This is a genomic window from Streptomyces abikoensis (assembly GCF_014648775.1).
Lineage (GTDB): Bacteria > Actinomycetota > Actinomycetes > Streptomycetales > Streptomycetaceae > Streptomyces > Streptomyces abikoensis.
Window position 1 is genome coordinate 888,129 of record NZ_BMRT01000001.1, and the last position, 26,120, is coordinate 914,248.

19 protein-coding genes are annotated in these 26,120 nt (G+C 74.5%); 14 read left to right on the forward strand and 5 right to left on the reverse strand.

Going from position 1 to position 26,120, the window contains the following annotated elements; genetic code table 11:
* Window positions 1-91: 91 nt before the first annotated feature.
* Window positions 92-2,461 carry a Tex family protein gene (locus tag IE096_RS03870; RefSeq protein WP_373298036.1) on the forward strand — a complete coding sequence of 790 codons (2,370 nt, stop codon included), beginning with the start codon at window positions 92-94 and terminating at the stop codon, window positions 2,459-2,461.
* Between the two features lie 10 nt (window positions 2,462-2,471).
* On the opposite strand, the gene IE096_RS03875 is transcribed toward IE096_RS03870, so the two are convergent.
* Both IE096_RS03875 and IE096_RS03880 read right to left on the reverse strand, forming a co-directional pair.
* Entirely contained in the window at window positions 2,472-3,296 is an 825-nt protein-coding gene (locus tag IE096_RS03875; protein ID WP_189448380.1) for an ABC transporter permease, read from the reverse strand.
* Window positions 3,293-4,213 (reverse strand): ABC transporter ATP-binding protein, encoded by a 921-nt coding sequence (locus IE096_RS03880; protein WP_189448382.1) that lies wholly within the window; start codon window positions 4,211-4,213, stop codon window positions 3,293-3,295. The genes IE096_RS03875 and IE096_RS03880 overlap by 4 nt, the downstream gene beginning before the upstream one ends.
* Window positions 4,214-4,345: 132 nt before the next feature.
* On the opposite strand from IE096_RS03880, the gene IE096_RS03885 reads away from it, so the two are divergent.
* The 3 genes from IE096_RS03885 (at window position 4,346) to IE096_RS03895 (ending at window position 7,953) form a co-directional block, all read left to right on the forward strand.
* Window positions 4,346-5,524, forward strand: coding sequence for a sensor histidine kinase (locus IE096_RS03885; protein ID WP_229819895.1), 1,179 nt, complete (start codon window positions 4,346-4,348; stop codon window positions 5,522-5,524).
* Window positions 5,521-6,183 (forward strand): response regulator, encoded by a 663-nt coding sequence (locus IE096_RS03890; protein WP_189448384.1) that lies wholly within the window; start codon window positions 5,521-5,523, stop codon window positions 6,181-6,183. The genes IE096_RS03885 and IE096_RS03890 overlap by 4 nt, the downstream gene beginning before the upstream one ends.
* 171 nt (window positions 6,184-6,354) lie before the next feature.
* Window positions 6,355-7,953, forward strand: coding sequence for an AMP-binding protein (locus IE096_RS03895; RefSeq protein WP_189448386.1), 1,599 nt, complete (start codon window positions 6,355-6,357; stop codon window positions 7,951-7,953).
* On the opposite strand, the gene IE096_RS03900 is transcribed toward IE096_RS03895, so the two are convergent.
* The 3 genes from IE096_RS03900 to IE096_RS03910 form a co-directional block, all read right to left on the reverse strand.
* Window positions 7,938-9,254, reverse strand: a complete 1,317-nt coding sequence (locus IE096_RS03900) for a hypothetical protein (RefSeq protein WP_189448388.1) — start codon at window positions 9,252-9,254, stop codon at window positions 7,938-7,940. The two genes, IE096_RS03895 and IE096_RS03900, sit on opposite strands and share 16 nt — an antisense overlap.
* Window positions 9,255-9,344: 90 nt before the next feature.
* A complete protein-coding gene (locus tag IE096_RS03905) occupies window positions 9,345-10,286 on the reverse strand; it encodes a dihydrodipicolinate synthase family protein (protein WP_373298002.1) in 942 nt (313 codons plus the stop codon).
* Window positions 10,287-10,317: 31 nt separating this feature from the next.
* Window positions 10,318-11,328, reverse strand: coding sequence for an NAD(P)/FAD-dependent oxidoreductase (locus IE096_RS03910; RefSeq protein WP_189448392.1), 1,011 nt, complete (start codon window positions 11,326-11,328; stop codon window positions 10,318-10,320).
* Window positions 11,329-11,503: 175 nt separating this feature from the next.
* On the opposite strand from IE096_RS03910, the gene IE096_RS03915 reads away from it, so the two are divergent.
* The 10 genes from IE096_RS03915 to IE096_RS31755 all read left to right on the forward strand — a co-directional run bounded on the left by IE096_RS03915 (window position 11,504) and on the right by IE096_RS31755 (window position 26,049).
* A complete protein-coding gene (locus IE096_RS03915) occupies window positions 11,504-12,196 on the forward strand; it encodes a M24 family metallopeptidase (protein WP_189448394.1) in 693 nt (230 codons plus the stop codon).
* A 75-nt stretch (window positions 12,197-12,271) separates the two neighbouring features.
* A complete protein-coding gene (locus IE096_RS03920; protein ID WP_189448396.1) occupies window positions 12,272-13,909 on the forward strand; it encodes an ABC-F family ATP-binding cassette domain-containing protein in 1,638 nt (545 codons plus the stop codon).
* Window positions 13,910-14,235: 326 nt separating this feature from the next.
* Complete coding sequence (locus IE096_RS31180; protein ID WP_373298003.1) at window positions 14,236-18,402, forward strand: Pls/PosA family non-ribosomal peptide synthetase; 4,167 nt, start codon at window positions 14,236-14,238, stop codon at window positions 18,400-18,402.
* Entirely contained in the window at window positions 18,399-19,805 is a 1,407-nt protein-coding gene (locus IE096_RS03935) for a M1 family metallopeptidase (protein WP_189448398.1), read from the forward strand. The genes IE096_RS31180 and IE096_RS03935 overlap by 4 nt, the downstream gene beginning before the upstream one ends.
* Before the next feature lie 60 nt (window positions 19,806-19,865).
* Window positions 19,866-20,246: an MmcQ/YjbR family DNA-binding protein gene (locus IE096_RS03940; RefSeq protein ID WP_189448400.1), complete on the forward strand. Its 381-nt coding sequence runs from the start codon at window positions 19,866-19,868 to the stop codon at window positions 20,244-20,246.
* An 84-nt stretch (window positions 20,247-20,330) separates the two neighbouring features.
* Window positions 20,331-21,068, forward strand: a complete 738-nt coding sequence (locus tag IE096_RS03945; protein ID WP_189448401.1) for a helix-turn-helix domain-containing protein — start codon at window positions 20,331-20,333, stop codon at window positions 21,066-21,068.
* A gap of 69 nt (window positions 21,069-21,137) precedes the next feature.
* The gene (locus IE096_RS31950; RefSeq protein ID WP_189448403.1) at window positions 21,138-22,577 is read left to right on the forward strand and encodes a CoA transferase; all 1,440 of its coding nucleotides are present in this window, start codon (window positions 21,138-21,140) and stop codon (window positions 22,575-22,577) included.
* Between the two features lie 20 nt (window positions 22,578-22,597).
* The gene (locus IE096_RS03955) at window positions 22,598-23,791 is read left to right on the forward strand and encodes a CaiB/BaiF CoA transferase family protein (protein ID WP_189448405.1); all 1,194 of its coding nucleotides are present in this window, start codon (window positions 22,598-22,600) and stop codon (window positions 23,789-23,791) included.
* A gap of 15 nt (window positions 23,792-23,806) precedes the next feature.
* Window positions 23,807-24,985: an acyl-CoA dehydrogenase family protein gene (locus IE096_RS03960; RefSeq protein ID WP_189448407.1), complete on the forward strand. Its 1,179-nt coding sequence runs from the start codon at window positions 23,807-23,809 to the stop codon at window positions 24,983-24,985.
* Complete coding sequence (locus tag IE096_RS31755; protein WP_189448409.1) at window positions 24,982-26,049, forward strand: acyl-CoA dehydrogenase family protein; 1,068 nt, start codon at window positions 24,982-24,984, stop codon at window positions 26,047-26,049. The genes IE096_RS03960 and IE096_RS31755 overlap by 4 nt, the downstream gene beginning before the upstream one ends.
* Window positions 26,050-26,120: the final 71 nt, after the last annotated feature.

Here is a 26,120-nt window from a genome sequence, read left to right on the forward strand (position 1 = left end):
CCAGCGAGCTCTGTCAGCGGTACCTGCCACAATGCAGATCGCGGCTCAGCGCGGCGGAACCGCCGCGGAACAGGGAAAGCGGAGCGTGATCGTGACGACGTCGACGTCGATCGAAGGCAGGATCGCCGAGGAGCTCGGCGTGCGGGAGCGGCAGGTGCGGGCCGCCGTCGAATTGCTCGACGGCGGGTCCACCGTGCCGTTCGTCGCGCGCTACCGCAAGGAGGCGACCGGGGCGCTCGACGACGCGCAGCTGCGCACGCTGGAGGAGCGGCTGCGCTATCTGCGGGAGCTGGAGGACCGCCGGGCGGCGGTCCTCGAGTCCGTGCGGTCGCAGGGCAAGCTGGACGAGGCGCTGGAGGCCCGGATCCGCGAGGCCGACTCCAAGGCCCGCCTGGAGGACATCTACCTCCCGTTCAAGCCCAAGCGGCGCACCAAGGCGCAGATCGCCCGCGAGGCCGGGCTGGAGCCGCTGGCCGACGGCCTGCTGCGCGACCCGGGCACCGACCCGGTGGCGGCGGCCGCCGCGTTCGTCGACGGGGACAAGGGCGTCGCGGACGCCGCCGCCGCGCTGGAGGGCGCCCGCGCCATCCTCACCGAGCGGTTCGGCGAGGACGCCGACCTGATCGGCGAACTGCGCGAGCGCATGTGGTCGCGCGGGCGGGTGGCCGCGAAGGTGCGCGAGGGCAAGGAGGAGGCGGGCGCGAAGTTCGCCGACTACTTCGACTTCGCCGAGCCCTTCACCGAGCTCCCCTCGCACCGGGTGCTGGCGATGCTGCGCGGCGAGAAGGAGGACGTCCTCGAGCTCACCCTGGAGCCGCGGGCGCCGGAGGAGTCCACCGAGGGCCCCAGCGCCTACGAGCAGATGATCGCCCGGCGCTTCGGGATCGCCGACCGGGGCCGTCCGGCGGACAAGTGGCTGGGCGACACCGTGCGCTGGGCCTGGCGCACCCGGATCGTGACGCACCTGGGCATCGACCTGCGGACGCGGCTGCGCCAGGCCGCCGAGGACGAGGCCGTCCGCGTCTTCGCGGCGAACCTGCGCGATCTGCTGCTCGCCGCCCCGGCCGGCACGCGCGCCACGATGGGCCTGGACCCGGGCTTCCGCACGGGCGTGAAGGTCGCCGTCGTGGACGCGACCGGCAAGGTCTCCGCGACGGAGACCATCTACCCCCACGTCCCGCAGAACAAGTGGGACGCCTCGCTGGCCACCCTGGCCCGGCTCGCCCGCGAGCACGGCGTGGAGCTCGTCGCGATCGGCAACGGCACGGCCTCCCGCGAGACCGACAAGCTGGCGGCCGATCTGATCGCCCGTCACCCCGAGCTGGGGCTGACGAAGGTGATGGTCTCCGAGGCCGGCGCCTCGGTCTACTCCGCGTCCGCGTTCGCCTCGCAGGAGCTGCCCGGCATGGACGTCTCCCTGCGCGGCGCGGTCTCCATCGCCCGCCGGCTCCAGGACCCGCTCGCCGAGCTGGTGAAGATCGACCCGAAGTCGATCGGCGTCGGCCAGTACCAGCACGACCTGTCCGAGGTGAAGCTGTCCCGCTCGCTGGACGCGGTCGTCGAGGACTGCGTCAACGGCGTCGGCGTCGACGTCAACACCGCCTCGGCGCCGCTGCTCTCCCGGGTCTCCGGCGTCAGCTCCGGCCTCGCCGAGAACATCGTCGCCCACCGCGACGCCAACGGCCCCTTCCGCTCCCGCAAGGCCCTCAAGGACGTGGCCCGGCTGGGCCCCAAGGCGTACGAGCAGTGCGCCGGCTTCCTCCGCATCCGCGGCGGCGACGACCCGCTGGACGCCTCCAGCGTCCACCCCGAGGCGTACCCCGTGGTGCGGTCCATGGTGAAGGCGACGGGCGGTGACGTCGCCGCGCTCATCGGCAACACGGCGGCGCTGCGCGCGCTGCGTCCCGAGGACTTCGTGAACGACTCCTTCGGCCTGCCGACCGTGACGGACATCCTGCGCGAGTTGGAGAAGCCGGGCCGCGACCCGCGGCCCGCGTTCCGGACGGCGGCCTTCAAGGAGGGCGTGGAGAAGATCGGCGACCTGACGCCGGGGATGCTGCTGGAGGGCGTCGTCACCAACGTCGCGGCCTTCGGCGCCTTCGTGGACGTGGGCGTCCACCAGGACGGCCTGGTGCACGTGTCGGCGATGTCGAAGACGTTCGTGAAGGACCCGCGCGACGTGGTCAAGCCCGGCGACATCGTGCGGGTGAAGGTGATGGACGTCGACATCCCGCGCAAGCGGATCTCGCTGACGCTCCGTCTGGACGACGAGGCGTCGCCGGCCCGCGCCGGCGGCGGCGAGCGCCGCGAGCGCGCGGAGCGCGGCGAGCGCGGGAGCGCTCCGCGCCGGGGCGGAGCCCCGCGCCCCCGCCGGGCGGAGGGCGGCCGACAGGCCGCCGCTCCGGCGGCGGACGGGGCGATGGCCGATGCGCTGCGGCGGGCAGGGCTGCTGGGCCGGTAGCGGGGCGCGCTCACACGTCGCGGCGCCTCACCACCAGCACGGCGAGCGCGACCGTGAGCAGCGGCCAGAGCGCGTAGACGATCCAGGAGCCGGAGACCGTGGCGGTGTATGCCAGAGACGCGGGATCCGGCTCCCAGGTCTCGATCAGGCGCTTCCAGGCGGCCGAGACCAGCGCGTGTTTGACGTCCGCCGACCAGCGGTCGCTCTCCGCGAACATGGTGGGCAGCATCAGCAGGACGAAGACGCCGGTGACCATGGTCGCGGCGGCGTGCCGGAGGAGGACGCCGAGGCCCAGGCCGACCAGCGCGCAGACCGGCGCCAGCAGCGCGGACGCCGCCACCGCCCGGAAGACCCCGGGGTGGGTGATCGGCACGGCCGCGTGCCGTCCGGCCAGGACGGCCTGGGAGACCAGGAAGGAGCCGAGGGAGGCGATCGTGCCGACCGCCGTCCACAGCACGGCGGTGACGGCGGCCTTGGCCAGCACCACCGAGCCGCGGGCGGGGACGGCCACGGTGGTGACGCGGATCAGGCCGCTGCCGTACTCGCTCACCACGCCGAGGGCGCCCATGCTGCTCGCGATGAGTATCAGCGTCCAGTAGCCGGCCGGTGGATAGGCGTCGTAGTGCCGGAAGCCGGCGGGGCCGGGGACCGTGGCGTCGTCCGTCATCGACGCCACGGCGGCGGAGCCGATGACGAACAGGACGGTGAGCGCGATCGTCCACGGCGTGGAGCGCAGGGACCGCGTCTTGATCCACTCGGCGGCGAACAGGTCGCGGGAACGGGCGGGCGGCCCGGCGACGGAAGTGGTCCGGGGAACGGGGGCGAGTGTCGTCATCGGGCCTGTCCTGCCTGGTATTCGGTGCTGTCGGCGGTGAGTTCCATGAAGGCCGACTCCAGCGAGGCGGTGCGGGTGGTCAGTTCGTCCAGCCGGATTCCCTTCTCGAAGGCGAGTGCCCCGATCCGGTCCGCCGGGAGCCCGGTGACGACGAGCCTCTCCGTATCCGCCGATCCCTCCGGCTCGACCGAGGCGCCCGCCGCCGTCAGCGCGGCCGCCAGTTCCGCCGCTCGCGGCGTGCCCACCACGACGCCGCGCCGGGTGCCGCGCGCCGCGAAGTCCCGGAGCGGCTCGGCGGCGATGAGGCGGCCCCGGCCGATGACGACGAGATCGTCGGCGGTGTTCTCCATCTCCGACATCAGATGGCTGGAGAGGAACACCGTGCGCCCCTCGGCGGCCAGGCGCCGGAAGAGCCGGCGTACCCAGAGCACGCCCTCCGGGTCCATGCCGTTGACCGGCTCGTCGAACATGAGCACGGGCGGGTCGCCGAGGAGGGCGGTGGCGACTCCCAGCCGCTGTTTCATGCCGAGGGAGAAGCCGCCGATGCGGCGGTTCGCCGCCTCGGCCAGTCCCACCTCGTGCAGCACGTCGTCCACCCGTCGCCGTGGGATGCCGTTGCTCCGGGCCAGGGCGGACAGGTGGGCCACGGCGCTGCGGCCGCCGTGGACCTGCCCGGCGTCGAGGAGGGCTCCGACGTGCCGCAGCCCACGCGGGTGGCTGCGGAAGGGGACGCCGCCGACGGTGGCGGTGCCGGCGGTGGGCGCGTCCAGGCCGAGGATCATCCGCAGGGTGGTGGACTTGCCCGCTCCGTTGGGCCCGAGGAACCCGGTGACCCGGCCCGGCCGGACGGTGAAGGACAGCTGGTCGACGGCCGTCTTGCCGCCGTAGCGCTTGGTGAGCTCGTTGACTTCGATCACGGCACCGAGACTGCCGGGAGGGCCTGCCTATCCGCATGGGGCCGTGGGCGGCAATCGTCCGCCGGGCACTGGCCCGTGGGCGTACGTCCCCGGGCTGACGCCGCGCGGGTGACGGCCGGTTAGTCTCGCGGCGTGAATCCGATCGATACGAAGGCCGTGGCCTGGGCGGGAGCCGCCGCCTACCTCCTCATGGTGGCCCTGCTGGTGGGGGCCGCGCCACGGGCGTCGGGCACGGTCCACGGCGTCGGGGCACTGCTCGCCGCGAGCCTGCTCGCCGGCGTCGTGCGACGGCTGCCGCCGGCCGCCCTCGCCCTGGCGCTCCTCGGATCCACGGTTGCCGTGGTGGGCCCTCCGAGCTCCGCCCATGCGATCCCGACGGTTTCGTACCAGGGCGAGTTCCTGGGATACCTGGCGGTGGACCTCGTTCTGGGCATCGTCGTCGCCACCCATGCCCGCCGTGCCCCGGTCATCGCCGTGGCCGTGTCCTTCATCGTGCAACTGCTGGTCATCGGCCTCTTCGCGCACGGGGACAACCTGTCCGTCAACGGGCTGATCGCCCTCCTGGCGATGGCCGCCTCCTGCACGGCCGGCCTCCTCGTTCGTGAGCGCCGCGAGCACGCGGTGGCGCTGCGCTCGCGGGAGGTGGCCGAGGCCGTGACCGCCGAACGGCTGCGGATCGCACGGGAGCTGCACGACATGGTCGCGCACAGCGTCGGCATCATCGCCATCCAGGCCGGTGTGGGCAGCCGGGTCATCGAGAGCCGGCCGACGGAGGCCCGCGAGGCGCTGCGCGCCATCGAGGCCACCAGCAGGGAGACCCTGTCGGGCCTGCGCCGCACGCTGGTGTCCCTCCGTCAGGCCGACCGGGACACGGACGCCCCCGAGCGGTCACCCGCGCCGGGACTGGCCGACATCGAACGGCTGGCGGCGGCGACCGGGGACGCGGGGGTACACGTCGAGGTGCGCCGCGGCGGGAGCGAGCGCCCGCTGCCCGCCGACATCGATCTGTCCGCCTACCGCATCGTGCAGGAGGCGCTGACCAACGTGGTCCGCCACGCGGGCACCGGGAGTTGCCGGGTGACCATCGACCACGGCGACGAGGAACTGTCCGTGGAGGTCGTCGACGACGGGCGTGGCCTCGCCGGCGACGGCCCGGCCCACGGCTTCGGCATCATCGGCATGCGCGAGCGGGCCGGCCTGCTGGGCGGCCGGCTCAGCGCCGGCCCGCGCCCCGGGGGCGGCTTCCGGGTGGCCGCCCGGCTGCCGCTGCCCGCGCCCGACTGCGTTCCGGTCGAGGTGGCGGCCCGGTGACCGTCAGGATCCTGCTCGCCGACGACCAGCCGCTGGTGCGGTCCGGACTGCGGGTGCTCATGGCCGACCATCCCGACCTGGAGGTCGTCGGCGAGGCCGCCACCGGCTCCGAAGCGGTCCGGCTCGTCGGCGAGCTCGACCCCGACGTCGTGGTGATGGACATCCGGATGCCCGGCATGGACGGCATCGAGGCCACCCGTCTGATCACGGCCGGTCCCACGGCGGCCCGTGTCCTGGTCCTGACCACCTTCGACGAGGACGACCACGTCCGCGGCGCCCTGCGGGCGGGCGCGAGCGGCTTCGTCGTCAAGGACATGGCGCTGGACGACATCCTCGCGGCGATCCGCGTCGTCGCCGCCGGCGACGCGCTGCTCGCACCGGGGGTGACGCGCCGTCTGATCGCGGACTTCGCCGGGCGCCCCGAGGCCGCCCCGCGGCGCCCGCCACGGCCGGTCGAGGGCATCACCGAGCGGGAACGGGAGGTCCTGACCCTGGTCGGACGCGGCCGGTCGAACACCGAGATCGCGGAGGACCTCTTCATCACGGTGGCCACCGCCAAGTCGCACGTGTCACGGCTGCTCACCAAACTGGGCGCCCGGGACCGGGTCCAGCTCGTGATCACCGCCTACGAGGCGGGACTGGTGACCGCGCCTCGCTGACGGACGATTCCTGCGCCCGACCGGATGAATGAGCGGCCTTCCCGGTGAGACCCACCCCGCCACCGGCCATCGATCACACGGGACGACGCGCGTCCGCGCCGTCGTCCCGTGTGACGTCCCGTCCTGACCCGACCAGGGGCGCCTACCGGAACCGGAAGAGGAGGCGGGCCCATGGACGGGTCGGACGGAGCGGCGGGGCGCAGCTATGCCGCTCGGCTGGTGGACGAGGTGTTCCCGGGGTACGGGACGCGGGAGGCCGTGGTGTACCGGGATCTCCGGATGACCTACGCCGAGCTCGCAGAAACGATTCGTCAGATGGCCGCCGGATTCCGGTCCCTCGGCCTGGGGCCCGGCACCACCGTTGCCCTGGCCAGCGGGAACCGCGCCGAGGCGGTGTGCGTGCCGTTCGCGGCGCACCTGGTGGGGGCGCGGTTCCTGCCGATGCCGGTGGACCGGGGGCCGGCCGAGTACGCCAGCGTCGCGGCGAACGTTCCCGCCGACGTCCTGATCGTGGACGACCGGATCTCGGAGACCTGCGCGCACGCGGTCACCAGCGCCTTCCCCGGGGCCCGCCTGCTGACGCTGGGATCCGGCGGGCCGGCGCCGGACCTGATGGACGTCGTCCGGCGCGCCCGCCCGGCCGACGACCCGACGTGGGCGCACGCCGGGCAGGTGGAGACGGTGCTGTGCTCCGGCGGCACCACGGGCCTCACCAAAGCCATCCTGCACCGGCACCGGATGTACCGGACGATCCTGGCGAACCCGTTCCTCCCCGAGCCCGTCACGCTGCTGGTGACCAGCCAGATCGCCCACGTCGGCGGGCTGTACGCACTGAGCGGCCTGGCCGGGGGCAGCACGCTCACGCTCCTGGACCGCTTCACTCCGGAGGCGGTGATCGAGGCGCTGACGAACGAGCCGATCACCGCCATGATGCTGATGCCGCCCATGCTGTACCGGCTGCTCGACCACCCGGGGCTGGCCGCCGTCGACTGCTCCCGGCTGCGCCGCGTCATGTACGGGGCCAGCCCGATCACCCCGGACCGGCTCCAGCAGGCCCTCGACCGGTTCGGGCCGGTGCTGTGGCAGCTCTACGCCCAGACCGAGGCGTTCGGCCTCACAGCGCTGAACTCCGCCGATCACCTCGTGGACGAGGGCAGACTGCTGCGTTCCGTCGGCCGTTCCTTCCCCGACATGGAGACGGAGGTCCGCGACGAGCAGGGCCGGCCCCTGCCGCCGGGAGAGATCGGCGAGATCTGCGCGCGCGGGCCGCGCGTCATGGAGTGCTACCTCAACCAGCCGGAGGCCACCGCCGCCGTGTTCCACCCGGACGGCTGGCTGCGCACCGGTGATCTCGGCTACCGGGACGAGGAGGGCTACTTCTTCCTCATGGACCGGCGCAACGACGTGATCATCACGGGGGAGGCCGGGTCCACCATCTACTCGCCGCTCGTGGAGAACGCGCTGACCACCCACCCGGCGGTCCGGGCCGCCGCGGTGATCCCGGTGCCGCACCCGCTGTACGGGCAGGCCGTGCACGCCGTCGTCGTCACCGCTCCCGGGGCGCACGTGGAGCTCGACGAGCTGCGCAAGTGCGTGCTGGCCGAGCTGGAGCGGCCCGTCTATCTGCCCGCGAGCTTCGAGTTCGTCGACGCGCTGCCGCTGACCCCCATCGGCAAGGTCGACAAGACCGCCCTGCGCGCGCCCTACTGGGCGGGGCACCAGGGTCTCCTCCACGGGGACACGACGGCGCGCGCTCAGCCGACGGGCTGAGCGTCGGCGGGCCGGGTGAAGGCGACGGTGGCCAGGGTCTCGGTGCTGGTGCTGTAGCCGATGACGTCGCCGCCCGTGGCGCGCTGCGCGCGGATGGCGTTGCCCCCGTATCCCCCGGGGGTGACGAACAGGCCCCAGACCGGCGTCCAGTCCTCGGTCGCCCCCGTCCCCGGGTCCACGACCGGCTCCGGCCGGGGCACGACCCGGCGCTGTACGACGAACCCGCCACCGGCGGCGTCGCGCAGCGCGTCGCGCCACTCCCGTTCCGGGCAGGCCCAGCCCGCGACGACGCCCGAGCCCGCGAAGCCCCGGCAGGGCTTGAGGATCAGCCGTTCGCGCTCCTCGACGCACCGGTCGACCAGCGGCGCGGTCAGCAGTCTGGTCCACGGCAGGATCCGTTCGGCCGCCCGCCGCTCGCGCGGGGACAGCACGGCGTCGCACCGGGGGTCGGACAGCAGCGCGAGGGCGCCCTTGTTGGTGAACAGGGCGCTGTCCAGCCCGGTCCACAGGACGGCCGTCCCCTTCTCGTCGGCTCGGGTGATCGCGGCGAGGCCGTCCTCGTGTCCGATGGTGTCGTCGACGGTGAAGAAGCGCAGCACCACGTCGACGCGGGCCGTGCCGACGAACAGCTTCCCGCCGTCGCCCCGCACGTCGCCCAGTTCGCCGAGGAGGACGTCCAGCCCCTGGCCCTCCAGCACCGCGACGGTGGGGGCGATGGGCCGCCGGTACCGGGGCAGCGCCCCGGGTGCGAACACCAGGGCCACCACGGGGGACGGGCGCGGCGCCACGCCCCGCAGCGTCGCGGCCACGCGTTCGGCGGTCCGTACGTGCCGCAGCGCGTACCGCTCGGCGAAGGCGGCGAAGGCGGGCACGGCTTCGAGGGAGCGGGGCAGTTCGCCCAGTTCGAAGCCGCCCACTCCGCCGGCGATGTTGAACTCCAGCAGGGCGAAGCGGCCGTGCTCGTCGCGGTAGAGGTCGGCCCGGCCGAAGCGGTCCGCGGGCCGCCCGGCGTGGGCGTGGCGCCGCAGCAGCGGGGCCAGGCGGGGCTCGCCGCCCAGGGCCGCCCAGTACCGTTCGACGTCGCCGTCGAAGAGCCGGTCGGGCAGGGAGACGAGGACGTCGAAGAGGGCCAGCAGGTCGTCCACCGCCGCCCGCAGCTCCGGTTCGTCGGCGAACAGCGGCCGGGCCAGCAGCCGGGCGTCGCGCAGACAGCCCGGCAGCTCGGCCTCGGCGACGGCCCGGCTCAGCCCGCTCCCGTCGGCGCGGCACAGTTCCACGTAGCGCGCGGTCACCTCGTCCATGAACGGCTCTCTCCCACCGGTCGGCGTTCACCGTTCGTTTTCGGCAGGAAGGCCGTGCCACGTGAGCCCGTGCCACGGGAGCGTCCGGCGCTAGGTGAGCAGTCCGCCCTCCGCCAGTCGTCGGCGGACCTCGGCGACGGCCTGGTCGGACAGCGGCCGCTGGGGCGCGGCCGTCGCCGCGCAGTCGATGACGCCGAGCGCGCGCAGCGCGGCCTTGAAGCCGCCGAGCGCGGCGGCGCCGCCGCTCATCGTGGCGGTGTCCCCCGCGTCGACGAGGGCGAACAGCGCCGCGAGCCGGTCCTGCTCGGCCGCCGCCTCCGGCCAGCGCCCGGCCCGCGCGTGGTCGTACAGCCGTACGTACCCGGCCGGGTCGACGTTGCCCAGCCCGGGGACGACGCCGTGGGCGCCCGCGAGCAGGGCGGCGTCCACGGCGAGCTCGGAGCCGGTGAGCGCGGCGAAGGTGCCGTCGAGGCCGCGTTCGCGCAGCGCGACCAGCAGGCGGCGGAAGGCGCCCAGGTCGCCGCTGCTGTCCTTGAGCCCGGCGAGGGTGCCGTCCTCGGCGAGCCGGAGGAGGACGGGCGCGGTGAGCTTGCTGTGGACGTGCTGGGGGATGTCGTAGGCGATCAGCGGGAGGCCGACGGCGGCCCGGATCCGGCGGAAGTGGTCGGCGGTCTCGGCGGGGTGCGTCCCGGCGTAGAAGGGCGCGGTGGCGACGAGCGCGTCGGCGCCGTGGGCGGCGGCGGCCAGCGCCCGGTCGACGACGCGGGCCGTGGCCGTGTCGATCACGCCCGCCAGCACGGGCACCCGTCCGGCCACCGTCTCGACGGTGATCCGCAGGACCTCGTCGCGCTGGGCGTCGCTCAGGAAGGCGGCCTCGCCGCTGGTGCCGAGGGCGAACACCGCGTGGACCCCGGCGTCCAGCAGGTGTTCGACGAGCGAGACGAGGGAGCGGACGTCCACGTCGCCGCCGGGGGTGAGGGGGGTGCAGAGCGGGGGGACGACGCCGGTCAGGGGTGTGGGCAGGTGCGTCACGCGGTACAGCATTCCGTCCGGGCCCGCGCTGTCAAGACGGCGTGGCCGTCTCCCCCGGGTCCGTCTCCGCCAGGTCCGTCTCCACCAGGTCCGTCTCCACCAGGTCCGCCGCCGCCAGGGCGCAGCCCCAGGAGACGGTGATGCCCGCTCCGCCGTGGCCGTAGTTGTGGACGAGCCGGCCGCCGCCCGGCAGGGGCTCGGCCTCCAGGCGGACGCGCGGGCGGGCCGGGCGCAGGCCCACGCGGTGCCCGAGGACGCGGGCCCGGGCCAGGCGGGGGAAGACGCGGGAGCAGCGGCTGATGATGGCCCGGGCGGTGCGGGGCGAGGGGGCCCGGTCCCAGGCGTGTTCCTGGGCGGTGCCGCCGAGGACGGCGCCGTAGGGCTGGGGGAAGACGTAGACGGTGTCGGTCCCGGTGTCGTCGGCGGCGGTGAACCACTCGTCGATGCCGGGGTTCTCGACCACGACGAGCTGGCCCCGCACCGGGTGCACCGAGGGGTCGGGGACGAGGTCGCGGGCGCCCAGGCCGGTGCAGTTGACGACGACGGGCGCCGAGCGGGCGGCCCGCGCGAGCGAGTCGACCGGGCGGACGGCGACGGTGCCGCCCGCCGCGCCCAACCGCCGCGTCAGGTAGTCGAGATGCGTGGCCATGTCCAGCAACGGCAGGCGGACGCGCACCCCGCGGTCGTAGCCGCGCGGCAACTCGCCCGTGCCGGCGGCGCGCAGCCCCGGCACCCGGGCCGCCCACGCGCCGAGCTCCCCGGGGGCCTGGCCGGCGTGGGTGCCCTCGGCCAGGCGCACCCCGGTCCGTTCCGGCCGCCCGGCCAGGCCGGTCATGACCGCGAGCGAGGCGAGCGCCCAGTCGCCGGCCCGGTCGCGCGGCTCGATCCGGTAGGGCCACCACAGGCCCCCGGCCACCGCCGAGGTGGTCTCGGAGGACGGCGAACGGGTCCACACCTCGACGCGCCGGCCCCGCTCCGCCAGGACGACCGCGCTGGTCAGTCCGATGACGCCGGCACCGACCACGATCACATCGCTTGCCATGCGCCGACGGTACCGGTGAACTCCCCGCCGCCGGGCGGGAAGTGGCACACGCGGGCGATGAGCGGGCGGGGAATGAACCGGCGGGGGCGGCGCGCTGTCGTACATGAGATCATCCAGCGGAATTGATCTTTGTATGTGCCAACCAAAACATGCCGACCAACAGGGGGGTCCGGAGATGCTGGACGCGGAAGCGAAGCGGGTAGCGGGGCTGGTCGCCGCGCAGGAGAAGGCGATCGCGCTGTTCGCCGAGGTGGAGGCGCGCGGGATCGTGGCCCCGGGGCGCGGGGAGCGCGAGGTGAGCGATCACATCCGTGACCTCGCCAACGAGATGTTCGGCACCACCAAGCACTGGCACAAGCGGATCGTCCGCTCCGGCCCCAACACCCTGCTGCCCTACCGGGACAACCCGCCGGACCGGATCATCGGCGAGGACGACGTCGCGTTCGCCGACTTCGGCCCGATCTTCGAGGAGTACGAGGCCGACTTCGGGCGCACCTACGTCTTCGGCCAGGACCCGGACAAGCACCGGCTCCTGGCCGACCTCCCCCGGATCTTCGACGCCGGCCGCGCCGCCTTCCGGGCCGACGAGGCCATCACCGGCGCCGGTCTGTACGGGACGGTCGAGAAGCTCGCCGCCGAGGCCGGGTGGGAGATCGGCATCTGGCACACCGGCCACCTGGTCGGCGAGTTCCCCCACGAGACCAACGACGGGGCCAGGAGCGAGTCGTACATCACCCCCGACAACCACAACCCCCTGCGCCGCGTCGACCGGTCCGGGCGGCCCTGCCACTGGATCCTCGAACTCCACTTCGTCGACCGCGAGAAGGGCTTCGGCGGCTTCCACGAGCAGCTCCTGGACCTGGCCTGACGGCCGCCACCGCCGCCCTCGGGGCGCCGGGCCGGTTCGGCCCGGCGCCTTCGACCGCATAAAGTCGGTGCCCTTATGAGTGCCACCCTCGTCGTCAAGGATCTCGCCGCCGGACACGGCGACCGCACGCTCTTCTCCGGGCTCGACCTCGTCGTCGCCCCCGGGGACGTCATCGGGCTCGTCGGGGCCAACGGGGCGGGGAAGTCCACCCTGCTGCGGATGCTCGCGGGCCTCACCGCGCCCGAGCACGGCACGCTGCGGCTCAGCCCGCCCACCGCGACCGTCGGTCACCTTCCGCAGGAGCCCGAACGGCGTGCGGGCGAGTCCGTGCGGGCGTTCCTCGCCCGCCGTACCGGGGTCGCCGCCGCTCAGGCCGCGCTCGACGCCGCCACCGAGGCGCTCGTCGAGGGCGCGCCCGGCGCGGACGACGCCTACTCCGTCGCGCTGGAGCGCTGGCTGGACCTGGGCGGCGCGGACCTCGACGAGCGGGCCGAGGAGGTCACCGCCTCGCTCGGCCTGGGCATCGGCCTGGACCGGCCCATGACCGGCCTCTCCGGCGGGCAGGCCGCCCGCGCCGGCCTCGCGTCCCTGCTGCTCAGCCGCTACGACGTCTTCCTGCTCGACGAGCCCACCAACGACCTCGACCTGGACGGCCTGGAGCGGCTGGAGTCGTTCGTCACCGGCCTGCGCGCCGGCACGGTCCTGGTCAGCCACGACCGGGAGTTCCTGACCCGCACGGTGAACAAGGTCCTGGAGCTCGACCTCGCCCAGCAGCAGGTGAACCTCTACGGCGGTGGCTACGCGGCCTACCTGGAGGAGCGCGCGACCGCCCGCAGGCACGCCCGCGAGGCGTACGACGAGTACGCCGACACCAGGGCGGGGCTGGAGGCGCGGGCCCGCACCCAGCGGAACTGGATGGAGAAGGGCGTCCGCAACGCCCGCCGCAAGGCCACCGACAACGACAAGATCGGCCGCAAGCTGCGCGCCGAGTCGACCGAGAAGCAGGCCGCCAAGGCCCGCCAGACCGAGCGGCTCATCGAGCGGCTGGAGGTGGTGGAGGAGCCCCGCAAGGAGTGGGAGCTGCGGATGGAGATCGCCGCCGCGCCCCGCTCGGGCGCGGTCGTGGCGACGCTGCGCGGGGCGGTCGCCCGGCGCGGGCCGTTCGCCCTCGGTCCGGTGGACCTCCAGATCGACTGGGCCGACCGGGTCGCCATCACCGGCGCCAACGGCTCCGGGAAGTCCACGCTGCTCGCCGCCCTGCTCGGCCGGCTGCCCCTGGACGAGGGCGGCGCCGCGCTGGGCCCGGGGGTGGTCGTGGGCGAGGTGGACCAGGCGCGGGCGCTGTTCTTCGGCGAGGAGACGCTGCTGGCGGCGTTCGGCGCGGAGGTCCCGGAGCTCGCCCCGGCGGACGTCCGGACGCTGCTGGCCAAGTTCGGCCTCAAGGCCGAGCACGTGCTGCGCCCGGCCGTGACGCTCTCCCCGGGTGAGCGCACCCGCGCCGCGCTGGCCCTGCTGCAGGCGCGCGGGGTGAACCTGCTCGTCCTCGACGAGCCCACCAACCACCTCGACCTGCCGGCCATCGAACAGCTGGAGTCGGCGCTGGACTCGTACACCGGCACGCTGCTGCTGGTCACCCACGACCGCCGGATGCTGGACGCGGTCCACACCACGCGGCGGCTGGAGGTCGCGGACGGACGGGTGAGCGAACGCTGAGCGAACGCTGTCCTCGGGCTGTGGGAAAGCTGTGTGCTCGCTGGGCGAACGGGTGACGCCTCGCCCGAAAAGAAACCCAGCGGATGGCCAACACTTTCCCAAGAGATACCCAAGGCGTCAGTACTGTTTGACCATTGAATCAGCGGCAATACCCCGGGTACGCCAGTGATTTTGAAGTGCTGATGGGGTTACTCAGGGTCCGTTCGATTTACGGAACGTTGGGAACCGGCATACGAACCCCTCGTCGGCCGGTGTCGTCTGTGGGTGCGGACGTCTTCCGATGACGTCCGTAGTACCACCGACGTCGAATAGAGGCGTACCGACCGATGTCATCGACCCTCCCAGGACCCGCGCCCGTACCCACGGGCGCCCCGGCGGACAGGGCGCGCTACCGGAGCGCCCCGCCGCATCCGGAGCGCACCCTGCTCGACGTGTTCGATTCCACCGTCGCCGCGCACCCCGACGCCCTCGCCCTGGACACCGGCAGCGAGACCCTGACCTACCGGGCGCTGGCCGCCGAGGTCGCCGCCCGCGCCGACCGGCTGCGCCGGGCCGGCGCCGGGCCGGGCGACCGGATCGGCGTCCGCGTGCCCTCGGGCACCGCCGAGCTGTACCTGGCGATCCTCGCCGTCCTCCGCTGCGGCGCCGCCTACGTGCCCGTCGACGCCGACGACCCCGACGAGCGGGCCGCCACCGTCTTCCGCGAGGCCGGGGTCTGCCTGGTCATCACCGCCGACACCCTGCTGCCGGGCCCCGCCCCAGCCACCGGCCCGGGCCGTCCGCCGCTGCCCGACGACGACGCCTGGATCATCTTCACCTCCGGCTCCACGGGCGCGCCCAAGGGCGTCGCGGTCAGCCACCGCAGCGCCGCCGCCTTCGCCGACGCCGAGGCCGGTCTCTTCCTCAAGGACTGCCCGCTCGGCCCCGGCGACCGCGTGCTGGCCGGGCTGTCCGTGGCCTTCGACGCCTCCTGCGAGGAGATGTGGCTGGCCTGGCGGCACGGCGCCTGCCTGGTGCCCGCCCCCCGCTCCCTCGTCCGCGCCGGCCACGAGCTCGGCCCCTGGCTCGTCGAGCGCGGCATCACCGTCGTCTCCACCGTGCCCACGCTCGCCGCGCTGTGGCCGCCGGAGTCCCTGGACCGGGTGCGGCTGCTGATCGTCGGCGGCGAGGCCTGCCCCGCCGAGCTCGTCGACCGCTTCGCCGTGCCCGGCCGCGAGATGTGGAACACCTACGGACCCACCGAGACCACCGTCGTCGCCTGCGCGGCCCGGATGCACCCCGGCGAGCCCGTGCGCATCGGACTGCCCCTGGACGGCTGGGAGCTGGCCGTCGTCGACGCGGCGGGCGAGCCCGTGCCCTGGGGCGCCGAGGGCGAGCTGGTCGTCGCCGGCGTCGGCGTCGCCCGCTACCTCGACCCCGTCAAGGACGCCGACCGCTACCGCCCGTCGGCCGCCCTCGCGACCCCCCGCGCCTACCGCACCGGCGACCTCGTGCGGGCCGACCCCGAGGGCCTGGTCTTCGCCGGGCGCGCCGACGACCAGATCAAGATCGGCGGACGGCGGCTGGAGCTCGGCGAGATCGACGCCGCGCTCAGCGCCCTGCCCGGCGTGCTGGGCGCCGCCGCGGCCGTCCGCACCACCCCGGCCGGCGGCAAGTTGCTCGCCGGATATGTGGTGCCCGGCCCGGAGTACGACCGCGAGCTGGCGAGAAAGCTGCTGGCGGAACGGTTGCCCGCCGCGCTGGTGCCCGTCCTGGGCGAGGTCGCCGAGCTGCCCACCCGCACCTCCGGGAAGGTCGACCGCGACGCCCTGCCCTGGCCGCTGCCCACCGCCGGTGACGGCGACGCGGAGGGCGGGCCGCTCACAGGGACCGCCGCCCGGCTCGCCGACCTGTGGGAGGAGCTCCTCGGCACCCGGCCCTCCGCCGGCTCCGACTTCGTCTCCCTGGGCGGCACCAGCCTGGCCGCCGCGAAGATGGCCTCCGCGCTGCGCGAGCACTACCCCGGCGTCTCCGTCGCCGCCCTCTACCGCCACCCCGTGCTCCGCGACATGGCCGCCCACCTCGACTCCCTCGCCCCGCAGGAGGCCGTGCGGCGCGAGGTCCGGCCCGTGCGCCGCCGCATGGGCGCGGCCCAGATCGTGGTGCAGACCGCGCTGTTCGGCGTGGCCGGGCTGCGCGGGCTCGTCGGGCTGGCCGCCGCCGACAACGTCCTGGGGCTGCTGGCCCCCGAGTCCTGGGCCCCCCACACCTCCTGGTGGCTGGTGGTCGCCGGATGGCTGATCCTCTTCAGCGCCCCGTCCCGCTTCCTGCTGGGCGCGGCCGCCGCACGCGTGCTCACCCGGGGCATCACCCCGGGCGCGTATCCGCGCGGCGGCCGGGTCCACCTCCGGCTGTGGGCCGCCGAACGCACCGTCGCCGCCTTCGGCGTCCCCGCCCTGCTCGGCACGCCCTGGGCCACGTGGTACGCCCGCGCCCTGGGCTGCGCGGCGGGCCGGAACGTCTCCCTCCACGCCATGCCGCCGGTCACGGGCCTCGCCGAGTTCGGCGACGGCTGCGGCGTCGAGCCGGAGGCCGACCTCGCGGGCTGGTGGCTCGACGGCGAGACGCTGCGCATCGGCGCGCTCTCCGTCGGCGCCGGCGCCCGTGTCGGCCACCGCACCATGCTGATGCCGGGCGCCTCCCTCGGCGCGGGCGCCACCCTCGAAGGCGGCGGCTGCCTCGACGGCCACATCCCGCCCGGCCAGACCTGGGAGGGCTCCCCGGCCCGCCCGGTGGCGGGGTCGCCTGCCGCTGGGCTCACGGACGCGGGGGCGGACGCCGGGGCGCCCGCTGCCGGGCGCGCGAACTCCTGGACGCCGCAGGGCGCCACGCGCCCCGCCGGGGCGCCGGCCCTGGACGTGTCCTACGCGGGGACGGGTCACGGTGCCCCGTACGGCGCCGGCGGTCCGGCCGACGGCCACGCGTTCCCCGGCGGGAGCCCGTCCGTCGCCGCCGGGTCCCACCCCACGCGGAGCGCTCACATCCCGGGGGCGCGGCGCCCCGGCGACGCCGGGCGCGGCGCCCGGCCCGCCGCGCGGCACCGCCGCTCGCGCCGGTGGTCCCTCGCCTACGCGCTGTCGCTGGCCGGGATGCCACTGCTGCCGCTGCTGGCCTCGCTGCCCGCGCTCGTCGGCTCGTACTACCTGATCAAGGGCTGCGCCACGCTGACCACCGCCGGGCTGTGGCTGCTGGCCGCCGTCCCCGCGTTCACCTTCGTCACCACCGTCTGCTGGATGCTGCTCCTCGCCCTGGTCGTCCGGATCCTCGGCCGTGGCATCACCCCGGGCAGCCACCCCGCCGACGGCGGCGTCGCCTGGCGGGTCTGGGTCGTCACCCGGCTCCTCGACGGTGCCCGCGGCAGCCTCTTCCCGCTCTACGCGAGCCTGGCCACCCCCGGCTGGCTGCGGCTGCTGGGCGCGCGGATCGGCCGGCGGGCCGAGATCTCCACGGTGCTGCCGCTGCCGTCGCTGCTCACCGTCGACGAGGGCGCGTTCCTCGCGGACGACACCCTCGTCGCCCCGTTCGAGCTCCACGCGGGCCGGATGCGGCTGGGCCACGTCCGCATCGGGCGCCGGGCGTTCGTCGGCAACTCCGGCATCGTCGGCCCCGGCCGTGACGTCCCCGACCACGGGCTGATCGGTGTGCTGTCCGACGCCCCCGCGCACAGCGAGCCCGGCAGCTCCTGGCTGGGCCGCCCCGCGATGCCGCTGCCGCGCGTCGCGTCCGCCGGGGACAGCGGTCGCACCTTCGAGCCGCCCCGGCGGCTGATGGCGGCCCGCGCGGCCGTCGAACTGTGCCGGGTGCTGCCGCTGATGTGCGGCCTCGCGCTCGCCGAGGCCGTGCTGCTGATCGAGCAGGACGCCCTGGACGACCACGGCCTCGGCTTCGCCGCGCTCGTCGCCCCGCCGCTGCTGCTGGCCGCCGGCGTCGTGGCCGCGCTCACCGCGACCGCCGCCAAGTGGCTGCTCATGGGCCGTTTCAAGGCCGGGGAGCACCCCCTGTGGAGCTCCTTCGTCTGGCGCAACGAGCTCTACGACACCTTCGTGGAGTCCCTCGCCGTGCCGTGGCTGGCCGGTCCCTTCACCGGCACGCCGGTCCTCAACTGGTGGCTGCGCAGCCTCGGCGTGCGCGTCGGGCGCGGCGTGTGGTGCGACACCCACTGGCTGCCGGAGACCGATCTGATCTCCCTCGGCGACGGCGCCACCGTCAACCGCGGCTGCGTCCTGCAGACGCACCTGTTCCACGACCGGATCATGCGCATGGACCGCGTCGAGCTCGGCGCGGGCGCCTCGCTCGGCCCGCACGGCATCGTGCTGCCGGGCAGCACGGTCGGCGAGCACGCCGCCATCGGCCCGTCCTCCCTCGTCATGCGGGGCGAGACGGTGCCCGCCGGGACCCACTGGGCGGGCAACCCCATCGCCGGGGCGGAGCCCCGACTCGTGGGCTCGGCATGAGCCTCCGGGACCGCTTCGCGTGCAGCCGCCGCGGCCTCCTCACGGCCGCGGCGGCCCTCCCGCTGGGCGCCGCCGTGCTCTGCGCCGGCGGCGACAGCCGCCGCGCGGCCGCCGTGCCGGGCTACTTCCCCCGGCACGGCTCCCACGGCCACCGCACCCTCGCCTACGACCTGCGGCTCGGCTACGACCCCGGCCGGGCCTGGCTGGACGGCCACGCCCGGATCCACGCCGTCTCCAACGACCGTACGCGCGTGGTGGCGCTGGACCTGGCCCGGCTGGCGGTGCGCTCGGCGCACCTCGACGGGGAGCCCGTCGCCGTCCACCGCCGCGACGGCAAGCTCCTCCTCACCACCGCCCGGACCCTCGCGCCCGGGCAGCCGTTCGTCCTCGACGTCCGCTACGGGGGCCGGCCGAAGCCCGTCACCACACCGTTCGGCGGCGTCGGCTGGGACCGCACCGGGGACGACCACGACGGGACGCTCGTCGCCTCCCAGCCCGTGGGCGCCCCCTCCTGGTTCCCGTGCAACGACCGCCCCGACGACAAGGCCGCCTACACCTTCACCGTCACCGTGCCCAAGGGCCACCAGGCCCTGGCCAACGGCACGCTGCGCGAGCACGTGCCCGTCGGTGACGGCTCCAGGGAGCGCTGGACGTACCACCACCCCGGCCCCATGTCCTCCTACCTCGCCGCCCTCTACACCGGCCGCTTCACCCACGAGGAGCGCGGCGGGGTGCGCAACGCCTACCCGCCGCACCTCGCCGAGCGGGCCCGTCACGACCTGGCCCGCCAGCCGGAGATGCTGCGCGCCTTCGCCGGGCTCTTCGGCGACTACCCCTTCGAGTCCTACGGGGCGGTCGTCGTCGACGCGGAGCTGGCGGCGCCGGTGGAGAACCAGACGCTGTCGGTCTTCGGCGGCAACCACATGGACGGGCGGCGCGGCTGGGAGACGCTCGTGGCCCACGAGATCGCCCACCAGTGGTACGGCAACAGCGTCGGCCTGGCCGACTGGCGGCACATCTGGCTCAACGAGGGTTTCGCCACGTACGCGGAGTGGCTGTGGTCGGAACACCTCGACGAGGACGACGCCGACACCCTCGCCCGCCAGGCGTGGCAGGACCTCTCGGGCCGCCGGCAGAACCTCCGCATCGCCGACCCCGGCCGGCGCAGCCTCTTCGACGACCGGGTGTACGTCCGGGGGGCGTGCACGCTCCACGCGCTGCGGCTGGCCGTGGGGGACGACGACTTCTTCCGCGTCCTGCGCACCTGGCACGACGCCCACCGGGGAGGCAGCGCGGACACCCCGGCCTTCCTCGCCCACGCCGGGAAGGTGACGGGTGGTGATGTGGCGACGGTCCTCCACCCCTGGCTCTACGACAAGCGCCTGCCGGACTTCCCGGCGTGAGCGCCACGGGATCGGAGATCATCTACCTCACAGATCCCAGCGACCCCGGAGGCACCACCCATGCCCGCCCTCGAACCCGCCCTCGAAATCCGCGGCAGTGTCCGCGCGTTCGCCCTCTCCCTCCCCGGCGCCTTCGAGGACTTCCCCTGGGACGAGAGCGCGGTCGTCAAGGTCAACAAGAAGATCTTCGTCTTCCTCGGCGCCGAGGGGGACACCGGATCCGCCGCGATCTCCCTCAAGCTCATGGACGAGGCGTCCCACGGCCACGCCCTCACCGTCCCCGGCGCCGCGCCCACGGGCTACGGGCTGGGCCGCTCGGGCTGGGTGACCGTCCCGCTGACCGGCACCGGCGTGCCCGTCGAGCTGCTGTGCGACTGGGTGGAGGAGAGCTACCGGACGATCGCCCCCAAGCGGCTGGTCGCCCAACTCGACGCGGGCTGACGCCGGGGTGACGGGAGAAGGAGCCGGCGGGCCGTGTCGGTGCGAGCGGCCCGCGACGCGGAAGAAGGACGAGGTGGGGGCGGGATGAGCGAGCACGGCCGACGACGGCGTCACCGTACGGTGGACCGGGTCGCGTGGATCCTGGAGGCCGCCGCCCGGGCACCGGGCGGGGTGACCGTGGCCGAGTTGGCACGGACGCTGGAGGCGCCGGCGAGTTCGGTGCAGGATCTGGTCAACGGCCTTGTGGCGACGGGTTTCCTGCTGGAACAGCACCGGCGCTTCCGGCTCGGGCCCGCCCCGCACGTCCTCAACCTCATCGCCGGGCGGGTGGTCCCGCGGATCGGCCAGGCCGAACTCGACGAACTGAGCCGTGTCGCGGGCACCCCGGTGCTGCTCACGGTGCGGGTCGGGCTCGACGCCGTACACCTCGCGCGCGGGGGCGAGGACGAGATCCCCCGCCTCGTGCCGCTCGCCGACGAGCACGTCGCCCGGCCGCTGCTGCGTACCGCCGCGGGTCGGCTGCTGCTGGCCCTCACCGACGAGGTGGAGCGCCGCGGGCTGCTCGACGAGCTCGCCCGCCACGACCCCGAGGCGGTCGCCGAGTTCCGCTCCGCCCTGCCGGCGATCCGCGCGTCACGGATCAGCCGCAGCGAGGGACTGGCCGACCCCGAGGTCAGCGCACTCGCGATCCCTGTCACCGAGGGCGCCGCCGTCACGGGAGCACTCGTCCTGACGCACCGGCGTCGCGGCCGCTCGGAGCGGCTGTTCCTGGACCGGGCGGCGGCCCGGCTCCTCGCGCACATCCAGGAGAGGCGGATGTGACGTCCGCACCGATTCACGGATATCCGTGAATCCGGGTGCTCGCGCGGTGCCGGGAACGAGCATCCCGGCATGACTTCGAACACGCTGACCACGACCGGGCCGACGCCGCCCACCGGCGAGATCGTCTCCCGGCTGCTGCGCACCCTCGGCGACCCCGATCCGGCCCGGGGGGCCGAGGACGTCACCGTCGCCGGGGCCGACCCCCTGGTGCCCTCGGTGCACCGCCTCGCCGATGCCATGTCCGCCGCGATCGGTGTCTTCGCGCAGCAGACGGCGGCGGTCGGCGAACAGCGCGGCCACCGGCACCAGACGGTGGAGGTGCGGGCCGGGGCCGCGATCGACCAGCTCATGGCGACGCACCACACCACGCTGTCGGGACGCCCGATCGGTGTCCTGCTCGACGATCCGGCACTGCTCGCCAACAACGACTTCTACCGGGCACGCGACGGCCGGTGGATCTTCATCATCACCACCTATCCCCATCTGCGGGACGCGGTCGACTCCGTGCTGAGGTGCGGGTCCGACAAGGTGGGAATCGCGCGGGCCGCGGCCGACTGGGACGCCTTCACGCTGGAGGAGGCCATCTGCGCGCGGGGCGGCGTCGCGTGCGCCGTGCGCACCCGCGACGAATGGCTCGCCCACCCCGCCGGGCGGTATGCGGCCCAGCGCCCGGTCGTCGAGATCGAACGCGTCGGCGACGGGCCGGTCCGGCCCTTGGAGCCGATCGGTGAGGCGGACGAGGCGCTCGCGGACGTACGGGTGCTCGATCTCACCCATGTCATCGCGGGTCCCGTCGCGACGCGGCTCCTCGCCCAGTTCGGCGCCGACGTGCTGCACCTGACGCGCCCCGACCGCCCCGACCCGATCCCGATGATCGCGATGACCGGTGGCGGCAAGCGCAACGCCTACTGCGACCTGCGCGACGCGCACGATCGCGCGGCCTTCCACGACGCGCTCCGAGACGCCGACGTCTTCGTGCACGCCTACCGGGGACTCGCCCGGCACGGGGCCTCGACCGAGGAACTCGTCCGGCGCCGCCCCGGACTCATCACCCTCGAATACCACGCCTGGGGCGCCGACGGCCCCTGGGGCGAACGCGGTGGGTTCGACCAACTCGCCTGCTCGGCGACCGGTTTCGCCGTCGAGGAGTGGACCGACCGGCCCTCGCTGCCGCCGACGTACCTGCTCAACGACTACCTCGCCGCCTACCTCGGGGCCGCCGCGGTCGCAACGGTCCTGCGCCGGCGGGCGGCGGAGGGCGGCTCATGGCGGATCCGCGTGACCTTGGCCGGGGTCTGCCACTGGGTGCGGGAACTCGGGCTGCTGGCGCGGGAGGACGTACTCGGCCTGCCCCGGCCCGGGCGCACGCCGTTCGCCGCCCTGTCGACCGCCGAGACCGACTTCGGCCCGCTCACCGAACCGGCGACACCGTTCGCGTACAGCGACCGCGCGGTGCCCCAGCCCGGCCGGCGTTCCCCGCTCGGTTCCGCCGCGCTCCAGTGGCGCTGACCCCCGGGAGGTGTTGGAAGATGCCCGAGAAACCTGGCAGCCCGTCGGAACGCGGACTCCTCGCCGGGGTCCGCGTCATCGAACTGGCCAGTGTGATCATGGCCCCGTACGCCGCCCAGCAGCTCGGCGACCTGGGCGCGGATGTGATCAAGGTCGAGCCGCCCATGGGCGACATGACGCGCCACTACCCGCCACGGCGCCACCCCGGCATGGGCGGCCCCGCACTCAACCTGAACCGCAACAAGCGCAGCGCCGCCATCGACCTCAAGGCCCCGCACGGCCGCGACGCCCTGCTCGCCCTGCTGCGCACCGCCGACGTCTTCATCACCAACCTGCGCCCGCAGGCCCTGGAGCGTCTCCGCCTCGGCTACGACGACGTCGCCGCCGTCAATCCCGGCCTGATCTACGCCAACGCCCAGGGCTTCCGCAGTGACAGTCGCTACGGCACCCATGCCGCCTACGACGACATCATCCAGGCGGCCAGCGGCCTGGTGTGGCTCAACCACAAGGTCTCCGGCCGACCGCACTACGTTCCCACGGTGCTGGCCGACAAGATCTGCGGCATGCAGATCGCCCAGTCGGTGCTGGCCGCGCTGCACTACCGGGAGCACGGCGGCACCGGCCAGCACATCGAGGTCCCGATGGCGGACACCATGCTCGCCTTCAACCTGGTCGAGCACCTGGGCGCGGCCGTCCTGGAGGACGACGGGGAGTTCGGCTCGGCACGCTCGCTCAGCCCCGAGCGCCGCGCCCTGCGCACCGCCGACGGCTGGATGTGCATCCTGCCGCACAGCGACCGCGACTGGCGGGGCTTCGCGGCCTTTGTCGGCCGCCCGGAACTGGCCACCGACCCGCGCTTCGCCACCGGACCGGACCGGGCCCGCAACGCCGACCAGTTCTATCCGCTGCTCGCGGAGCTGACCCCACGGCACACCAGCGCCGAGTGGCAGGAGTTCTGCGACCGGGCGGGCATCGCCGCCGCCCCCGTCCTCGACCTCGAATCCGCCGCCACCAGCGCCTACGCCCGGGAGGGCGGCCTGCTGCGCGATGCCGAGCACCCCACCGAGGGCCGCTACCGGATCATCGGCCGCCCGGTCCGCTACTCGGCCGACCCGGAGCCGGAGCCGCGTCCCTGCCCTGGCATCGGCCAGCACACCGACGAGGTCCTCGAAGAGGTCGGATTCGACCCTTCCTTGCTGAACTCCACCCACTGACGGAGCGAATCACTCATGTCTCCTTCGCCTTCGACGCTTTCGCCGATCGCGTTTCCCGACGTCGCACTGCCCGAATCGGCCCGTCGGCTCCGTGCCGAGGTCCGCGCCTTTCTCGACGAGGAGCGCGGCCGCGGCACCGTACTCGGCCGCCCCGACTCCTGGCTGGCCGGCTGGGATCCCGGCTTCAGCCGACGCCTCGCCGAGCGCGGCTGGGTCGGGATGGCCCTGCCCACCGAATACGGCGGCGCGGGCCGCGGCTTCCTGGAGCGCTATGTGGTGATCGAGGAACTGCTCGCCGCCGGCGCCCCGGTCAGCGCGCACTGGGTCTCCGACCGGCAGGCCGGCCCGTCCGTCCTCCAGCACGGCACCGAGGAGCAGCGCCGCTTCTTCCTGCCCCGGATCGCCGCCGGACAGTGCTTCTTCTCCATCGGCATGAGCGAGAAGAGCAGCGGCTCCGACCTCGCCTCGGTCGCCACTCGCGCCGAACGCACCGCCGACGGATGGCGGTTGACCGGCACCAAGATGTGGACCGGCGGCGCCCACGTCAACGACTACGCCATCGTGCTGGCCCGCACCGACGAGGCCGAGGACAGGCACGCGGGCTTGAGCCAGTTCATCGTCGACCTGCGTGCCCCGGGGGTACGGGTCGAGCCGATCCGGCTGATGAGCGGCGAGCACCGCTTCAACGCCTGTCACCTCGAGGGCGTCGACGTCCCCGACGGCATGCTGCTCGGGCGGCGGGGCGACGGGTGGAAGCAGGTCACCGGCGAACTCGCCTTCGAGCGCAGCGGCCCGGAACGCTACCTGTCCACCTTTCCCCTGCTGGTCTCCCTGCTCCGCGAACTGGAGCAGCGCTCGGCGACGTCCGAGCAGCTGGCCCGGATCGGCATCCTGACGGCCCGCCTGCACAGCGTCCGCCGGCTGTCCCTCGGCGTGGCCGCGGCCCTGGACGCCGGAGCCTCGCCCGACATCCAGGCCGCCCTGGTCAAGGACCTCGGCACCCGTCTGGAGGGCACGCTGGTCGACACCGTCCGCGGCGTCCTGCCGACCCCGGCCGATCCGCACGCCACCCCCGGCAGCCACCCCGAGCTGCTCGCCTTCGCCCTGCTGCACAGCCCCGGCTACACGCTGCGCGGCGGCACCAACGAAATCCTTCGCGGCATCATCACTCGTGGACTGGAGCGGCGCCGATGAACACCCACACGACAGCCACCGGCACACCCGTCATCTCCGCCGACGCCTACGACACCGGCGCCTTCTACGCCGATCCGGACGCCATCGCCGTCGTCGTCAACACCACCGCCGCCGACGCCGTGGCCCTTCCGGCCCCGGACGCCTCCACCGCCGAGCTCCTCGCCGCCGCCCAGGAGGCGGGGCGCCGAGCGGTCCCCGCCCCGTTGGCCGAAACGGCCCTGGTGGCCCGCCCGCTGTTGCGCCGCGCCGGCCTCCCCGTCCCCTACGGATCGCTCAGCTACGCCATCGCCCCCGAGCTCACCGTCCGTTACGCCCACCCGGCCGCCTCCCCCGTCGGCTCGGCCGGCTGTCTGGGCGACGAGGACGCCCTGCTGGTCAGTGGCACCCTGCGCCGCGTCCCCTGGGCCCGGGCCGCCACCACGGTGGTCGTCCTGGCCACCGCCCCGTCCGGCCCCGTCCTGTTCACCCTCACCCCCGACGAGGCCGTCCTCACCCCGGGAGCCAACCTCGCCGAGGAGGCCCGCGACGACCTGTACCTCGCCACCCTCGAGATCCCCGCCTCACGGGTCCGCCGGGTCTCCCCCGAACTGCTCGACGAGGCCCGGCTCCGCGCGGCCCTGGCCCGTTCCGCCCTGATGGCCGGGGCCGCCGAACGCTGCGTGGAGCTGACGGTCGCCCACACCACCGCCCGCACCCAGTTCGGCCGACCGCTCAGCCGCTTCCAGGCCGTCAAGCAGGAAGAGGCACGGCTGATCGAGGAGGCCGCCCTGGTCCGCACCGCCGTCCGGGCCGCCGCCGCACCACTGGACGCCGGCGGCCCGGCCGCACACGTCGCCGTCGCCGCCGCCAAGACCCAGGCGTCCGCCTCGGCCGCCGAGATCGCCCGTATCGCCCACCAACTCCACGGCGCCATCGGCATCACCCGGCTCAGCCCGCTCCACCTCGCCACCACCCGTCTGTGGTCCTGGCGCGACGAAGACGGGGACGAGACCTACTGGGCCCTCCGCCTGGCCAGGTCCCTCACCGCCACCACCCTCTGGCCCACCCTCACCACCACGCCCTGACCCCCCGCCCCCACGCCCGCCTCGGGCCACGCCCCGCAAGGCCCTTGTGGTCGGTGGAACTCGTTCTTAAC

What these genes read in the sequence shown, in the direction of transcription:
- IE096_RS03875 (WP_189448380.1), bottom strand. Translation starts at nt 3,296, where the DNA reads ATGACGACACTCGCCCCCGTTCCCCGGACCACTTCCGTCGCCGGGCCG.
- IE096_RS03895 (WP_189448386.1), top strand. Translation starts at nt 6,355, where the DNA reads ATGGACGGGTCGGACGGAGCGGCGGGGCGCAGCTATGCCGCTCGGCTG.
- IE096_RS03900 (WP_189448388.1), bottom strand. Translation starts at nt 9,254, where the DNA reads ATGGACGAGGTGACCGCGCGCTACGTGGAACTGTGCCGCGCCGACGGG.
- IE096_RS03910 (WP_189448392.1), bottom strand. Translation starts at nt 11,328, where the DNA reads ATGGCAAGCGATGTGATCGTGGTCGGTGCCGGCGTCATCGGACTGACC.
- IE096_RS03915 (WP_189448394.1), top strand. Translation starts at nt 11,504, where the DNA reads ATGCTGGACGCGGAAGCGAAGCGGGTAGCGGGGCTGGTCGCCGCGCAG.
- IE096_RS03920 (WP_189448396.1), top strand. Translation starts at nt 12,272, where the DNA reads ATGAGTGCCACCCTCGTCGTCAAGGATCTCGCCGCCGGACACGGCGAC.
- IE096_RS31180 (WP_373298003.1), top strand. Translation starts at nt 14,236, where the DNA reads ATGTCATCGACCCTCCCAGGACCCGCGCCCGTACCCACGGGCGCCCCG.
- IE096_RS03935 (WP_189448398.1), top strand. Translation starts at nt 18,399, where the DNA reads ATGAGCCTCCGGGACCGCTTCGCGTGCAGCCGCCGCGGCCTCCTCACG.
- IE096_RS03940 (WP_189448400.1), top strand. Translation starts at nt 19,866, where the DNA reads ATGCCCGCCCTCGAACCCGCCCTCGAAATCCGCGGCAGTGTCCGCGCG.
- IE096_RS03945 (WP_189448401.1), top strand. Translation starts at nt 20,331, where the DNA reads ATGAGCGAGCACGGCCGACGACGGCGTCACCGTACGGTGGACCGGGTC.
- IE096_RS31950 (WP_189448403.1), top strand. Translation starts at nt 21,138, where the DNA reads ATGACTTCGAACACGCTGACCACGACCGGGCCGACGCCGCCCACCGGC.
- IE096_RS03955 (WP_189448405.1), top strand. Translation starts at nt 22,598, where the DNA reads ATGCCCGAGAAACCTGGCAGCCCGTCGGAACGCGGACTCCTCGCCGGG.
- IE096_RS03960 (WP_189448407.1), top strand. Translation starts at nt 23,807, where the DNA reads ATGTCTCCTTCGCCTTCGACGCTTTCGCCGATCGCGTTTCCCGACGTC.
- IE096_RS31755 (WP_189448409.1), top strand. Translation starts at nt 24,982, where the DNA reads ATGAACACCCACACGACAGCCACCGGCACACCCGTCATCTCCGCCGAC.